This is a genomic window from Blastococcus sp. SYSU DS0539 (assembly GCF_054050855.1).
Genome location: NZ_JBJHAF010000010.1, coordinates 115410 through 129093 on the forward strand (window position 1 = coordinate 115410; position 13684 = coordinate 129093).

Genomic DNA, 13684 nt, shown 5'->3' on the forward strand with positions numbered 1-13684 from the left:
CGGCCGGCCCGGTCACTCGTCCTCGGTGCGGTAGCCCAGGTTCGGCGAGAGCCACTTCTCCGCCTCGGCGACCGTCCAGCCCTTGCGCCGCGCGTAGTCCTCGACCTGGTCGCGGCCGACCCGGCCCAGCAGGAAGTACTGCGACTGCGGGTGGGAGAAGTACAGCCCGCTCACCGCGGCGCCCGGCCACATCGCCATGCTCTCGGTGAGCTGGATGCCGGTGGCGGCCTCGACGTCGAGCAGGTCCCAGATGGTCTGCTTCTCGGTGTGCTCGGGGCACGCCGGGTAGCCGGGCGCCGGGCGGATGCCGGCGTACTTCTCGGCGATCAGCGACTCGTTGTCCAGGCGCTCGCCGGCGGCGTAGCCCCAGAACTCGGTGCGCACCCGCTCGTGCAGCCGCTCGGCGAACGCCTCGGCCAGCCGGTCGGCCAGCGCCTCGAGCATGATCGCGCTGTAGTCGTCGTTCTCCTTCTTGAACGCCGCCACCCGCTCGGCCGAGCCCAGGCCGGCGGTCACCGCGAACGCGCCGACGTAGTCGCGGAGCCCGGTCCGCTGCGGGGCCACGAAGTCGGCGAGCGACTTGCGCGGCGAGCCGTCGCGGCCCTCGGTCTGCTGGCGCAGCTGGTGCAGCGTCGTCCGGACGGCGGTGCGCGACTCGTCAGTGTAGACCTCGATGTCGTCGCCGTCGACCTGGTTGGCCGGGAACAGCCCGAACACGCCGCTGGCGCGCAGCCACCGCTCCCCGATGATCCGGTCGAGCATCCCCTGCGCGTCCTCGTAGAGCCGCCGCGCCGCCTCGCCGGTCGCCGGGTTGTGCAGGATGTCCGGGAACCGGCCGCGCATCTCCCAGGCGTTGAAGAACGGCTGCCAGTCGATGTAGCCGCGCAGCTCCTCGAGCGGGTAGTCGGGGAACGTCTTCACGAACTGGGTCGCCCGGTCGTGCAGGTGGTCGCAGCCGGGCCCGGTGCACACGTCCTTCGCCTGCTGCAGCAGCATCCGCGGGCGGGGCGGCGAGTAGTCCGCCCAGTCGATCGGGGTGGCCGCGGCGCGGGCGGTGGCGAGGGGCAGCAGCGACCGGCTGTCCCGCCGGGCGGCGTGCCGCTCGCGCAACGTCTCGTACTCGGCGTCGGTGTCGGCCAGCAGCTTCGGCCGCTGCTCGTCGGACAGCAGCGCGGCCACGACCGGCACCGACCGGGAGGCGTCCTTCACCCAGATGACCGGCCCGGAGTACTTCTGCGCCACCTTCACCGCGGTGTGCGCGCGCGAGGTCGTCGCCCCGCCGATCAGCAGCGGGATGGTGAAGCCCTGCCGCTCCATCTCCGCGGCCAGGTTGACCATCTCGTCCAGCGACGGCGTGATCAGCCCGGAGAGGCCGATGACGTCGGCCCCCTCGGCCTTCGCGGCGTCGAGGATCTTCTGCGCCGGAACCATGACGCCCAGATCGACGACGTCGTAGTTGTTGCACTGCAGGACGACGCCGACGATGTTCTTGCCGATGTCGTGGACGTCGCCCTTCACGGTGGCCATGACGACCTTGCCGTTGCTGCGCTCGGCGTCGCCCGGCTGCTTCTCCGCCTCGATGAACGGGATCAGGTAGGCGACGGCCTTCTTCATCACCCGGGCGCTCTTCACCACCTGCGGCAGGAACATCTTGCCCTGCCCGAACAGGTCGCCGACGACGTTCATGCCGGCCATCAGCGGGCCCTCGATGACCTCGATGGGCCGGCCCCCGCGGGCGGCGATCTCCTGCCGCAGCTCCTCGGTGTCGTCCTCGACGAACCCGTCGATCCCCTTCACCAGGGCGTGGGTGATCCGCTCCCCCACCGGCAGCGACCGCCACTCCTCGGTGGCGACCTCCCGGGCCGCGCCGTCACCGGCGTAGTCGCCGGCGATCTCCAGCAGCCGCTCGGTGGCGTCCGGCCGCCGGTTGAGGATCACGTCCTCGATGCGTTCCCGCAGCTCGGCGGGCACCTCGTCGTAGACCTCGAGGGCACCGGCGTTGACGATGCCCATGTCCATGCCGGCGGCGATCGCGTGGAAGAGGAACACCGCGTGGATGGCCTCGCGGACGCGGTTGTTGCCGCGGAAGGAGAACGAGACGTTGGAGACGCCACCGGAGACCAGCGCGCCCGGGAGGTGGGACTTGATCCATCGGGTGGCCTCGATGTAGTCCAGGCCGTAGTTGGCGTGCTCCTCGATGCCCGTGGCGACGGCGAAGACGTTCGGGTCGAAGATGATGTCCTCGGCCGGGAAGCCGACCTGCCCGGTGAGGATGTCGTAGGCCCGGCGGCAGATCTGCTTCCGGCGCTCGAGGTCGTCGGCCTGCCCGTCCTCGTCGAAGGCCATGACGACGACGGCGGCGCCGTACTTCCGGCACAGCTGCGCCTCGCGGACGAACTCCTCCTCGCCGTTCTTCAGCGAGATCGAGTTGACGATCGCCTTGCCCTGGACGCACTTGAGGCCCGCCTCGATGACCTCCCACTTCGACGAGTCGATCATCGTCGGCACGCGGCTGATGTCGGGCTCGGCGGCGATCAGCTTGGTGAAGCGGTCCATCGCCTCGACGCCGTCGATCATCCCCTCGTCCATGTTGACGTCGATGACCTGCGCGCCGGCCTCCACCTGCTGGCGCGCGACGGCGAGGGCGGCCGGGTAGTCGCCGGCCTTGATCAGGTTCCGGAAGCGGGCCGAGCCGGTGATGTTGGTGCGCTCGCCGACGTTGACGAACAGGCTGTCCTCGGTGACGACGAGCGGCTCCAGGCCGGACAGCCGCAGCGCGGGCCGGATCTCGGCCGGCGTCCGCGGGGTGCTGCCCTCGACGGCCCGGGCGATCGCGGCGATGTGCGCCGGCGTGGTGCCGCAGCAGCCGCCCACCAGGTTGACGAACCCGCTGCCGGCGAACTCGGCGACGATCGCCGCGGTCTCCTCCGGCGACTCGTCGTACTCGCCGAAGGCGTTGGGCAGACCGGCGTTCGGATAGCAGGAGACGAAGGTGTCGGCGACGCGGGAGATCTCGGCGATGTAGGGCCGCATCTCCTTGGCGCCGAGGGCGCAGTTCAGCCCCACCAGCAGCGGCTGGACGTGCCGGACCGAGTACCAGAACGCTTCGGTCACCTGGCCGGACAGCGTGCGCCCGGAGGCGTCGGTGATCGTGCCGGAGATGAGCACCGGCCAGCGACGGCCGCGCTGCTCGAACAGCGTCTCCAGCGCGAAGATCGCCGCCTTGGCGTTGAGCGTGTCGAAGATCGTCTCGATCAGCAGCGCGTCCGCGCCGCCGTCGACGAGGCCGTTCGCCTGCTCGAGGTAGGCGGCCACGAGCTCGTCGAAGGTGACGTTGCGCGCGCCGGGGTCGTTGACGTCCGGTGAGATGGACGCCGTCCGGCTGGTCGGGCCGATGGCGCCGACGACGAACCGGGGCTTGTCCGGCGTCCGCTCGGTCATCGCGTCGCACTCGCGGCGGGCCAGCCGGGCCGAGGCGACGTTCAGCTCGTAGGCGAGCTCCTGCATGCCGTAGTCGGCCAGCGAGATGGTCGTGGCGTTGAAGGTGTTGGTCTCGATCAGGTCGGCGCCGGCCTCGAGGTACTCGCGGTGGATGCCGGCGATCAGCTCGGGCCGGGTGAGGCTGAGCAGGTCGTTGTTGCCCTGCACGTCGCTCGGCCAGTCGGCGAACCGCTCCCCGCGGTAGCCGGCCTCGTCGGGGCGGTCCCGCTGGATCGCCGTCCCCATCGCGCCGTCGAGCACCAGGATGCGCTGCTCCAGCAGAGCGGTGAGCTGCGCGGTGGCGTCGGGACGGACGGAGGGGGATGCGGGCACGGGCTTCCTCGCGGTTCGATCTGGGCGCTGGGCCACGCCCGCGGGCGCCCGGAGCGGGACACCCGGGGCGTCGACAGCAGCAACGTCGCCCCCATGGTCTCATTCCGCCGCTCCCCCACCGGGCGGACGGCGGCGGCCGCTGCGGGCCGGCGGTGCGCGTCCGGGGGCTGCGGGCCGGATCGACGTAGGCTGACAGGGGTGATCGATCCGAAGTCCAGCGCCGACGACCTGCCCCAGCTCACCGACCCGGTGGTCGTGGTGGCGTTCGAGGGCTGGAACGACGCCGGTGACGCGGCCACGGGCGCCGTGGAGCACCTGGAGCTGATCTGGGACGCCAAGCCGCTGGCCGCGCTGGATCCCGAGGACTACTACGACTTCCAGGTCAACCGGCCGACGGTCTCCCTGGTCGGCGGGGTGAGCCGGCGCATCGAGTGGCCGACCACCCGCATCTCGGTGGCGCACCCCGAGGGCCTGGGCCGCGACGTCGTGCTCATCCGCGGGATCGAGCCCAACATGCGCTGGCGCAGCTTCTGCGAGGAGCTGATCGACATCCTCGAGGAGCTCGACGTCTCGATGGTCGTCGCCCTCGGTGCCCTGCTCGCCGACACGCCGCACACCCGGCCGACGCCGGTGACCGGGTCCGCCTACGACGGCGAGTCGGCGCGGGCGTACGCGCTGGAGACCTCCCGCTACGAGGGGCCGACCGGCATCCTCGGCGTCTTCCAGGACGCCTGCGTGCAGGCCGGGCTGCCGGCGATCAGTTTCTGGGCCGCGGTTCCGCACTACGTGTCGCAGCCGCCGTCGCCGCGCGCCACCGTCGCGCTCCTGCAGCGGGTCGAGGAGGTCCTGGAGACCACCGTGCCGCTGGGCGTCCTGCCGCAACAGGCCGACGAGTGGGTGCAGACCGTCGACGAGATGGCCAGCGAGGACGCCGAGGTCGTGGAGTACGTCCGGTCGCTGGAGGAGCGGGCGACGGAGGTCGACCTCTCGCAGGCGAACGGCGACCAGATCGCCCGGGAGTTCGAGCGCTACCTGCGCCGTCGCGGCGGCTCCGCCGGCGGCGCCTGACCGAGGCCCCCAACCGCCCGCGTCGACTCCGTCCGGTCGTCCTCTCGAATGCGAGGGAGACCGCGACAGCCGGACAGTCGGCGGCGGCAGAACCGCCGCGGGCTGATCACCGCTGCCGAGCACGCCGCGGCGCGGATGACGGCGCTGCAGGCGCCCCGCTGACGCCGCCCGAGCGCGCGGCTACGGCGCGGCGGTACCGGCGACGAACGCCCGCGCTTCCCGCAGGTAGGTCACGCAGGCCGCCTCGTCGGGCTCCGGGATCCTGACCCACTCCCGCACCGGCCGGCCCGGCCGGGGGGAGCACGGCTCGCCCCGGCCCTCGGCGACCAGCTCCTGCACCCGCGCCGCCGGGAGCTTGACGATCAGGGCGCCCGCGGGCGCGAAGCCGTAGCAGAACCGCCCGTCCTCAGCCCCGGCGAGCGGAGCATGCGGCACTGCTCGTCACCGGGGTGCTCGGCCAGCAGCCGCTCCGCCGCGGCGGCGAAGGCGGAGGTGCGATCGGTCGGGAGCTGCTGCGTCATCCCAGAACCCTTCGCCGCGTGGGCCCACTCCGGGGCGGGGCCATCGAAGCAGGCCGAGGCCGCGCGCGGGGCGGTCCGTGCCGCGCCGAGGCGTGGGCCCGTCAGCTCGTCCGCAGCAGCGGGCGCATCTGCGCCGCGGTGTCGGTGCCGAACAGCCGGTCGTGGGTGGCGAGGGCGAAGCGGTCGGTCATCCCGGAGACGTAGTCGACGACCTGGGTGAGCGCGTCGGCCTCGGTGTCGCGGTAGGACGCCGGGATGAGCTCGGGGTGCGCCAGGTGGTGGTCGACGAGCCGGCGGATGACGTCGACGGCCAGGTGCTTCTGCCCGGCGGCGACGTCGGAGGCGTAGACGCGGGCGAACATGAAGTCGCGCAGCTCGTGCATCGCCTGCAGCGCCTCGGCGTCCATGACGACCGCGCCGGCCGCTCCGTCCCGGGCCAGCGACCCGGCGACGACGGCGTCGATCATCGCGCCCACCATCTCGCTGCCCGGCTGCCCGAACACTGCGACGGCGCGCGCCGGCAGGTCCGCGGCGCGGATGACCCCGGCGCGGGCGGCGTCCAGCGCGTCGTGGGAGAGGTAGCCGACGCGGTCGGCGTACCGCACGCACTCGGCCTCCCGAGTGGCCGGCGGCGGGTCGATCTTCCAGCTGTGCGCCCGGATGCCGTCCCGGACCTCCCAGGTGAGGTTGAGGTCCTCGAGCACCTCGACGATCCGCACCCCCTGGGCGGCGTGGTGCCAGCCACCGGGGACGTACGGGTCGAAGGCCTCCTCCCCGATGTGCCCGAACGGCGAGTGCCCGACGTCGTGGCCCAGGGCGATCGCCTCGGCGAGCGGCTCGTTCAGGCCCAGCGCCCGGGCCAGCGACCGCGCCACCTGGGTGACCTGCAGCGTGTGGCTCAGCCGGGTGACGAAGTGGTCGCCGTCGGGGTTGAGGAAGACCTGCGTCTTGTGCTTGAGCCGCCGGAACGCCTTGGCGTGCAGGATCCGGTCGCGGTCCCGCTCGAACGCCGTCCGCAGCGCGTCCTCGGGCTCCTCGCGCACCCGCCCCCGGGTAGCGGCCGACCGGGTCGCGGCCGGCGCGAGCTGCTCCTCGGCCTGCTCCCGCGCCGCGCGGTCGGTCAGCCGGAACGGGCCGGCGGGGGCGCTGGTCATCAGTTCTCCTGCAGCTCCACGCCCAGCAGCGCGTCGACGGCGTCGCAGACCACCTGGGGCGCCTGCTCCTCCAGGTCGTCACCGCCGGCCAGCGTGCGCTCGGCCCAGGCGTCGACCACGGCGATCGCCCCCGGGCTGTCGAGGTCGTCGGCCAGCCTCTCGCGCAGCCCGTGCAGGACCGCCCCGGCCGGCGCGCCGGCGTCGCGGGAGACCGCGCGGCGCCACGTCGCCAGCCGCTGCTCGGCCTGCGTCAGCAGCTCCGCCGTCCAGGCGCGGTCGGTGCGGTAGTGGCCCGAGAGCAGCGCCAGCCGGATGGCCATCGGGTCCACGCCCTCGCCGCGCAGCTTCGAGACGAAGACCAGGTTGCCGCGGCTCTTGCTCATCTTCTCGCCGTCCAGCCCGATCATCGCCGCGTGCACGTACGCCTTGGCGAACGGCTTGGTGGCGGTGAGCGCCTCGGCGTGGACGGCGGAGAACTCGTGGTGCGGGAAGACCAGGTCGCTGCCGCCACCCTGCACGTCGAAGCCCATGCCGATGGTGTCCAGGGCGATCGTGGCGCACTCGATGTGCCAGCCGGGCCGGCCGGCGGTGCCGCGGGGGCCGGCCCACGCCGGCTCACCGGGACGCTGGCCGCGCCAGAGCAGCGGGTCCAGCCGGTTGCGCTTGCCCGCCCGGTCGGGGTCTCCCCCGCGCTCGGCGAAGAAGCCCGTCATCGTCGGCTCGTCGTAGCCGGACTCCGAGCCGAACCCCGGCGCCTGCGCGACGTCGTGGTAGATGTCACCGGTGCCGTCGTCGAGCGCGTAGGCCAGGCCGTCGTCGAGCAGCCGCTCGACGTGCGCGACGATCCGCGGGATCGACTCGACGGCGCCCACGTAGTCCTCCGGGGGCAGCACGCGCAGCGCGGTCATGTCCTCGCGGAACAGCGCGGTCTCGCGCATGCCCAGGACGACCCAGTCCTCGGAGTCGCGGTCGGCGCGCTCGAGCAGCGGGTCGTCGATGTCGGTGACGTTCTGGACGTAGTGCACCGCGTGCCCGGCGTCGCGCCACATCCGGTTGATCACGTCGAAGGCCAGGTAGGTGGCGGCGTGCCCGAGATGGGTGGCGTCGTACGGGGTGATGCCGCAGACGTACATCCGGGCCGTCCGGTCGGGGGTGGTCGCGACGACCTGCCGCTGGGCGGTGTCGTAGACCTTGAGGACGGGGCCGGTGCCGGGCAGGGTCGGCAGCAGCGGAGCGGGCCAGGAGAGCACGGCACGAGCCTAGAGCCGAGGTCCGACGCCGCCGCCCCGCCGGTCCGTGCGGGTCATCACGTCGGAGGGGCGACCCGGTCCCCACCGGCCGCGGGAGGAGGAGCGATGGAGCTCGACGAGTACCTGCCGGCCCTGCGGCGGGCGGACGCCCGGTTCGCCGACGCCGCCGCGGAGGCCGTGCTCGCCGCCGGCTGGCGCGCACGCGTGCCCGGCTGCCCCGGCTGGACGCTGGCCGATCTGGCCTGGCACCTGGCCGAGGTGCAGCACTTCTGGGCCGAGATGGTGCGCACCCGCGCCGCGGACCCGTCCGGCTACACCCGGCCGCGCCGTCGTCCCGACGACGAGCTGCTGGGCTACATCACCGCGCAGAGCGCCGAGCTGGAGGCGGCGCTGGCCGGCGCGGAACCCGGCGAGCGGGTCTGGACCTGGGCGCCGCAGCAGGACGTCGCGTTCGTGCTGCGCCGCCAGCTCCAGGAGGCCACCGTGCACAGCGTCGACGTCGAGCAGGTGCTCGGTGACGTCCGGCCGGTCCCCACCGCGATCGGCCTGGACGGACTGGACGAGTGGCTGGAGGTCATGGTGCCCGCCGCGTTCCCGGACGGGCCGCCCGAGCAGGCCCACCCCGTCGTCCTGCACGCCGTGGACGCCGACGCCGAGCGCACCCTGTTCCCCGGCACGAGGCCGTTCCCGATAGCGGCGCTCACCGGCACCGCCGGCGACCTGCTGCTCGCGGTCTGGCGCCGGGTGCCGCTGGAAATCCTCACCGTCGACGGCGACCCGCTGCAGGCCGCCGCGATGATCGGCCTGGTCGACCTCGAGTAGCTCAGTCCTCGACGAGCGCATCCACCCGGGGTGCTCACGGCCAGGTCACCGCGTGCCGGTCGAACTCGTCGCCGGTCTGGACGCCCACGACGCAGAAAACGAGCCCGGCGGGGTCGAGCAGGAGGATGGCGAGCCGGCTGCGATGAGACATGGTGCGCATCCTGGCCCGGCCCACCGACAGCGCGGCACGCGCCGGCGACGACGCGGCCGAACGCATGCCACGCGGATACGCACGAACGCGGTGATGACGGGCCCGATAACCGCGCGGAGACGTATCAGAGCGATCGGCGGTCGGCGGTCGGCAGTCGGCGGTCAGCTCAGAACGGCGGCCAGGGCAGGGCGGGCCACTCGCCGCTGGGCTCGGGGTGGCGGCCGGTGCGCAGCAGCTCCGCGACCCGTCGCTGCGTGCAGCGCACCTCGGTCCGGGTCAGGTGCTCGTGCAGCTGCTCCCCCAGCTCGTCGCGCAGCGCGTCGGCCAGCAGCTCCAGCACCGCGACCGCCTCGGCGGGCAGCGGCTTCCCCGCCCAGCGCCACAGCAGCGTGCGTAGCTTCGGGTCGACGGAGAAGCAGATGCCGTGGTCGACGCCGTACACGTGGCCGTCGGGCATCGGGATGATGTGCCCGCCCTTGCGGTCGGCGTTGTTGACGACGGCGTCGAACACGGCCATGCGGCGCAGCGCGGGGTCGTCGCGCCGGACGAACGCGACCAGGTCGATCTCGGGGTCGCCGTCCATCCAGAGCTGGACCATGCCCGGGCCGAACGGGCCTTCCCGCAGCACGGTCGGGGGCACGACCGACCAGCCGGTCGCCTCCGACACCAGGTAGGCGGAGATCTCCCGGCCGGCGAGGGTGCCGTCGGGGAAGTCCCAGAGCGGGCGCTCCCCGGCGACGGGCTTGTAGACGCACTCCGCGACCAGGGTGTCCGTGCGGATGGCGCCGACCAGCGTCACGTTGGACGCGTCGAGCATCCGGCCCTCGACGTCGATGACGCCCTCGGTGAGCAGCTCGTGGGCCTCGGCGTCGTCGGCGGGCGGGCGGAGACCGGCATCGGCGGGCTGCTCGCTCATCGAGAGGTCGCCGCTCAGCGGCGGTAGCCGTTCTGCCGCGGGCACACGTGGCCCACCGGGTCGAGCGGCAGCGAGCACAGCGGGCAGGACGGCCGGCCCGCGGCGACCACCCGGAGGGCCCGGGCCACGAACGCCCGCGCGGCCATCGGCGTGATCGTCACCCGGAGCGCGTCGGGGCCCTCGTCGCTGTCGGAGAGGATGGCGTCCTCGTCGATCGGCTCCTCGCCGGCGGCGACCGCCTCGACCACGACCGCCTCCGCGGCGCCGTCCCACGCCAGCCCCATGGCGGCGACCCGGAACTCCTCCTCGACCGGCGCGGTGAGCGGATCGAGGTCGTCGACGTCGGCCTCGACCGGGATGACCGAGTCGGCGCGGTTGCTGACCTCGTCGAGCAGCTCGTTCATCCGGTCGGCCAGCACCTGGACCTGGGCCTTCTCCAGCGCCACGCTCACCGTGCGGCCGGCGTCGTCGGTGGCCTGCAGGTAGAACGTCCGGTCACCGGGCTGGCCCACCGTCCCTGCGACGAACCGGCTGGGGCGATCGAAGAGATGGACCTGACGGGGCACGCGGCCCAGGTTACGCGGGGGCGCCCACGACCCGCCGGGACGACCCGGCGGGGAAAGCCGACGTCAGCAGCTCAGGCCTGAGCGCCGGCCCCGCCACCCACGACGGCGTCCGAGGAGGCCTTGCGCCGGCGGCCCTTCCGCGGCGGCGGGAGCAGCCCGGAGACGTCGCCCCCGGTGTCGTTGATCCGGCCGACGAACGGCCGGGTGTCGGTGTAGGACACCACCGAGATCGACGCCGGGTCGACGACGATCCGCTGGAACTGATCCAGGTGCAGGCCGAGCGCGTCGGCCAGGATCGCCTTGATGACGTCGCCGTGGCTGCAGGCCAGCCACACCGCGTCGGGGCCGAGCCGGGCGTTCCAGTCCCGCACCGCGGCCACGGCCCGGGCCTGGGTCTGCGCGAGCCCCTCCCCCTCGGCCCCGGGGAAGACGGCCGCGGACGGGTGCTGCTGCACGACCTTCCACAGCGGCTCCTTGACCAACTCCTTGATGCTGCGGCCGGTCCAGTCGCCGTAGCGGCACTCGCCCAGGCGGTCGTCGGTCTGCGGCTCCAGCTCCCGGCCGGCGACGACGGCGCCGACGGTCTGCCGGCAACGCTCCAGGGGGCTGCTGACGACGGCGGCCAGCGGCACCTTCGCCAGCCGCTCCCCCACCGCACGCACCTGCGCCTGACCGGACTCGTCCAGCTGGACGCCCGGGGTCCAGCCGGCGAGCACGCCGCCGGTGTTGGCGGTCGTCCGCCCGTGCCGGAGCAGGATCACGGTGGTCACGGGGCGAGCGTAGGCGGTGGTCCGTCACGTCCCCCGGTGGACGTGACGATCCGATGACGGGACGCCGAGCCGAGTTCGGGGGCGCGGTGCGCGGGCAGGCCCAGGGAACCCGGATCCCCGAGACCGGAAGCGAGTTCGTGATGATGCGACTGCTGCTCGCCGGGCTGGGCGCCAGCACCCTGCTGGTGACCACCGGCTCCCCGACGGCCCCACCACCGTCCGCCGTCCCGACCGCGCCCGGTGCGGCCGGCACGCTCCAGCCAGCCGGCCAGCCGCTGCCCCCGGTCGGCGACCCCGGCACGGAGACGGTAGAGACCGGGGACTTCCCCGCCGCCGGCTCCCCCGCCTACCTGACCGACGTGCGCGCCGCCGGGCACGAGACCTTCGACCGGTTCGTCCTCGAGTTCGAGGGCGAGGAGGTCCCCAGCTACCGGGTCGGCTACGTCGAGCCGCCGATCACCGAGGACGGCTCGGGCCGGCGGGTGGACGTGGCCGGCCCGGCGTTCCTGGAGGTGCAGGTCAGCCCCGCCAGCGGGGTCGACCTCTCCAGCGAGCAGCCCCGGGAGACCTATTCCGGGCGCGATCACATCACCGCCCCCGGCGGCCAGGTGATCACCGAGGCGGTCGGGACGGGCGATTTCGAGTCGTTGCTGTCCTGGACGATCGGGCTGGACGAGCGGGTGCCCTTCGGGGTGACCACCTTCGCCGACCCGGCGCGCCTGGTCGTCGACGTCCTGCACCAGCCCGGCGGCTCGGGCGGCATCGCGCCGGTCGGCCACGGGGGCACCGCCGATGTCGCCGCCGAGGCCACCGGCTCGCCGGTCGTGCTGACCGACGTCCGGCTGGGAGCCCATGACGGCTTCGACCGGATGGTCCTCGAGCTCGCCGGGGAGGGCGAAGCCGGCTACGAGATCGGCTACACCGAGGACCCGCGCAGCGCGGGCTCGGGCCACCCGCTGGGGGTTCCGGGTGACGCCACCCTGGGGATCACGCTGTCCAACCTGCTGTATCCGGGTGACGCCCCCGAGGGCGTCCAGCCGTGGGACGGCGAGCAGCGGCTGGAGATCGCCGGGACCAGCGTGCTGGAGGCGCTGGTCGCCGACACGCTCTACGAGGGGCGGTACGCCTTCTACGCCGGCCTCGACCAGCAGCGCCCGTTCGCCGTCGCCCGGCTGTCCGACCCGCAGCGGATCGTGATCGACGTGCTCGACCGGGAGCCGGGCACCGGCATCTCCCTCGGCGAGACGTGCACCAGCCCGGCCGGGTACGCCGTCGACCACCCCTCGACCTGGTCGGTCAACGCCGGTGAGACCGTGCCGTCCTGCAGCCGGTTCTCCCCGCAGGACTTCGACGTGCCCGACACCACCGACGTGCGCGTGGCCGCGATCGCCTTCTCGGTCGAGCCGGTGGCGTTCGACCGGGTGACCCAGGAGCAGCCCGGGGAGCAGGCGCGCCGCGAGCTGACCGTGGACGGCCGGGAATCCGTGCGGATCGAGCGCACCGCCACCGGTGAGGGCCTCTGGCCCGAGGGCACGCCCTCGACCCGGTACGCCATCCGGGTCCAGGACGGCGAGGACGGCCCCCGCACGCTGGTCGCCGACACCGTCGGCCTGCCCAGGTTCGACTACCAGGGCAACGCCGCGGTGCTCGACGCGATGATCGGGACGCTGGACCTCGACGCCGGCACGGAGGGCTGAGCCCCACGGCACCCGTGGCGACCGGGCGGGGTCGCGGGAAGCGACCCCCGCCCGGTCAGCGCGGGGCGGGCGAGGGGCTGATCTCGCTCGAGCCCACCGGGTCGAGCACGCCCGTGAAGACCAGCACGAGGATGAGGACCCCCAGCACGATCCGGTAGACGACGAACGGGGTGAAGCTGCCCCGGTCCAGGTAGCGCAGCAGCCACGCGATCACCGTCAGCCCGACGCCGAAGGCGATGACCGTGGCCAGGATCGTCGGCCCCCAGGAGATGGCCCGTCCCTCGACGTCGCCGCTCAGCGACTCGTAGACCTGGAAGAAGCCCGAGCCCAGGACGGCGGGCACGGCGAGCAGGAACGAGTACCGGGCCGCGGCCGACCGGGAGTAGCCGAGGAACAGCCCCATGGTGATGGTGCCGCCGGAGCGGGACACCCCGGGGATGAGCGCCATGGCCTGGGCGAACCCGAAGGCGATGCCGTGGCCGACGGTCAGGTCCCTGAGCTCGCGCTGCTTGGCGCCGACGCGGTCGGCCCAGTACAGGATGAAGGAGAAGAGGATGAGCGCCACGGCGACGATCCGCAGGTCGCGCAACGTGGTCTCGATGCTGTCCTGGAACAGCAGGCCGAGGACGACGATCGGCAGGGTGCCGACGATGATCAGCCAGCCCATGCGGGCGTCGGGATCACCCTTCCGGCGGCCGGCCAGGGACTGCACCCAGGCGACGAGAATCCGTCCGATGTCCTTGCGGAAGTAGAGCAGGACGGCGGCCTCGGTGCCGATCTGGGTGATGGCGGTGAAGGCCGCGCCGGGGTCCGCCCAGCCGAAGGCCTCCCCCACCACGCGCAGGTGGGCGCTGGAGGAGATCGGCAGGAACTCGGTGAGCCCCTGCACGAGGCCGAGGACGACCGCCTCGATCCAGCCCATCCTCAGCACCCCCCGGACGAGGGTCGGGCGGCCG

At 73.4% G+C, this 13684-nt stretch carries 11 protein-coding genes; 3 read left to right on the top strand and 8 right to left on the bottom strand.

What is annotated here, in order from left to right:
* Positions 1–12 precede the first annotated feature (12 nt).
* Positions 13–3813, bottom strand: coding sequence for a methionine synthase (gene metH, locus ACI790_RS13890; RefSeq protein ID WP_456570362.1), 3801 nt, complete (start codon positions 3811–3813; stop codon positions 13–15).
* Between the two features lie 198 nt (positions 3814–4011).
* Here metH and ACI790_RS13895 point away from each other — a divergent pair, with 198 nt between their 5' ends.
* Complete coding sequence (locus tag ACI790_RS13895) at positions 4012–4881, top strand: PAC2 family protein (protein WP_456570363.1); 870 nt, start codon at positions 4012–4014, stop codon at positions 4879–4881.
* Positions 4882–5061: 180 nt separating this feature from the next.
* Here the strand turns inward: ACI790_RS13895 and ACI790_RS13900 are convergent, their stop codons facing one another.
* The 3 genes from ACI790_RS13900 to mshC all read right to left on the bottom strand — a co-directional run bounded on the left by ACI790_RS13900 (position 5062) and on the right by mshC (position 7806).
* Positions 5062–5316: a hypothetical protein gene (locus ACI790_RS13900; RefSeq protein ID WP_456570364.1), complete on the bottom strand. Its 255-nt coding sequence runs from the start codon at positions 5314–5316 to the stop codon at positions 5062–5064.
* 187 nt (positions 5317–5503) lie between these two features.
* Positions 5504–6556: an HD domain-containing protein gene (locus tag ACI790_RS13905; protein WP_456570365.1), complete on the bottom strand. Its 1053-nt coding sequence runs from the start codon at positions 6554–6556 to the stop codon at positions 5504–5506.
* On the bottom strand, positions 6556–7806 hold the full coding sequence (gene mshC, locus ACI790_RS13910; protein WP_456570366.1) for a cysteine--1-D-myo-inosityl 2-amino-2-deoxy-alpha-D-glucopyranoside ligase: 1251 nt from the start codon (positions 7804–7806) through the stop codon (positions 6556–6558). The genes ACI790_RS13905 and mshC overlap by 1 nt, the downstream gene beginning before the upstream one ends.
* A gap of 105 nt (positions 7807–7911) precedes the next feature.
* On the opposite strand from mshC, the gene ACI790_RS13915 reads away from it, so the two are divergent.
* The gene (locus ACI790_RS13915) at positions 7912–8628 is read left to right on the top strand and encodes a maleylpyruvate isomerase family mycothiol-dependent enzyme (RefSeq protein WP_456570367.1); all 717 of its coding nucleotides are present in this window, start codon (positions 7912–7914) and stop codon (positions 8626–8628) included.
* Positions 8629–8945: 317 nt separating this feature from the next.
* Here ACI790_RS13915 and ACI790_RS13920 read toward each other — a convergent pair whose 3' ends face one another.
* From ACI790_RS13920 to ACI790_RS13930, 3 genes are all read right to left on the bottom strand, one after another.
* Entirely contained in the window at positions 8946–9695 is a 750-nt protein-coding gene (locus tag ACI790_RS13920) for an SCO1664 family protein (RefSeq protein ID WP_456570368.1), read from the bottom strand.
* A gap of 14 nt (positions 9696–9709) precedes the next feature.
* Positions 9710–10261: a DUF3090 family protein gene (locus ACI790_RS13925; RefSeq protein ID WP_456570369.1), complete on the bottom strand. Its 552-nt coding sequence runs from the start codon at positions 10259–10261 to the stop codon at positions 9710–9712.
* A gap of 71 nt (positions 10262–10332) precedes the next feature.
* A complete protein-coding gene (locus tag ACI790_RS13930) occupies positions 10333–11031 on the bottom strand; it encodes a histidine phosphatase family protein (RefSeq protein WP_456570370.1) in 699 nt (232 codons plus the stop codon).
* Between the two features lie 53 nt (positions 11032–11084).
* Here ACI790_RS13930 and ACI790_RS13935 point away from each other — a divergent pair, with 53 nt between their 5' ends.
* Positions 11085–12728, top strand: a complete 1644-nt coding sequence (locus tag ACI790_RS13935; RefSeq protein ID WP_456570371.1) for an AMIN-like domain-containing (lipo)protein — start codon at positions 11085–11087, stop codon at positions 12726–12728.
* Positions 12729–12783: 55 nt separating this feature from the next.
* Here the strand turns inward: ACI790_RS13935 and ACI790_RS13940 are convergent, their stop codons facing one another.
* Positions 12784–13650 (bottom strand): undecaprenyl-diphosphate phosphatase, encoded by an 867-nt coding sequence (locus ACI790_RS13940; protein WP_456570372.1) that lies wholly within the window; start codon positions 13648–13650, stop codon positions 12784–12786.
* Positions 13651–13684 lie beyond the last annotated feature (34 nt).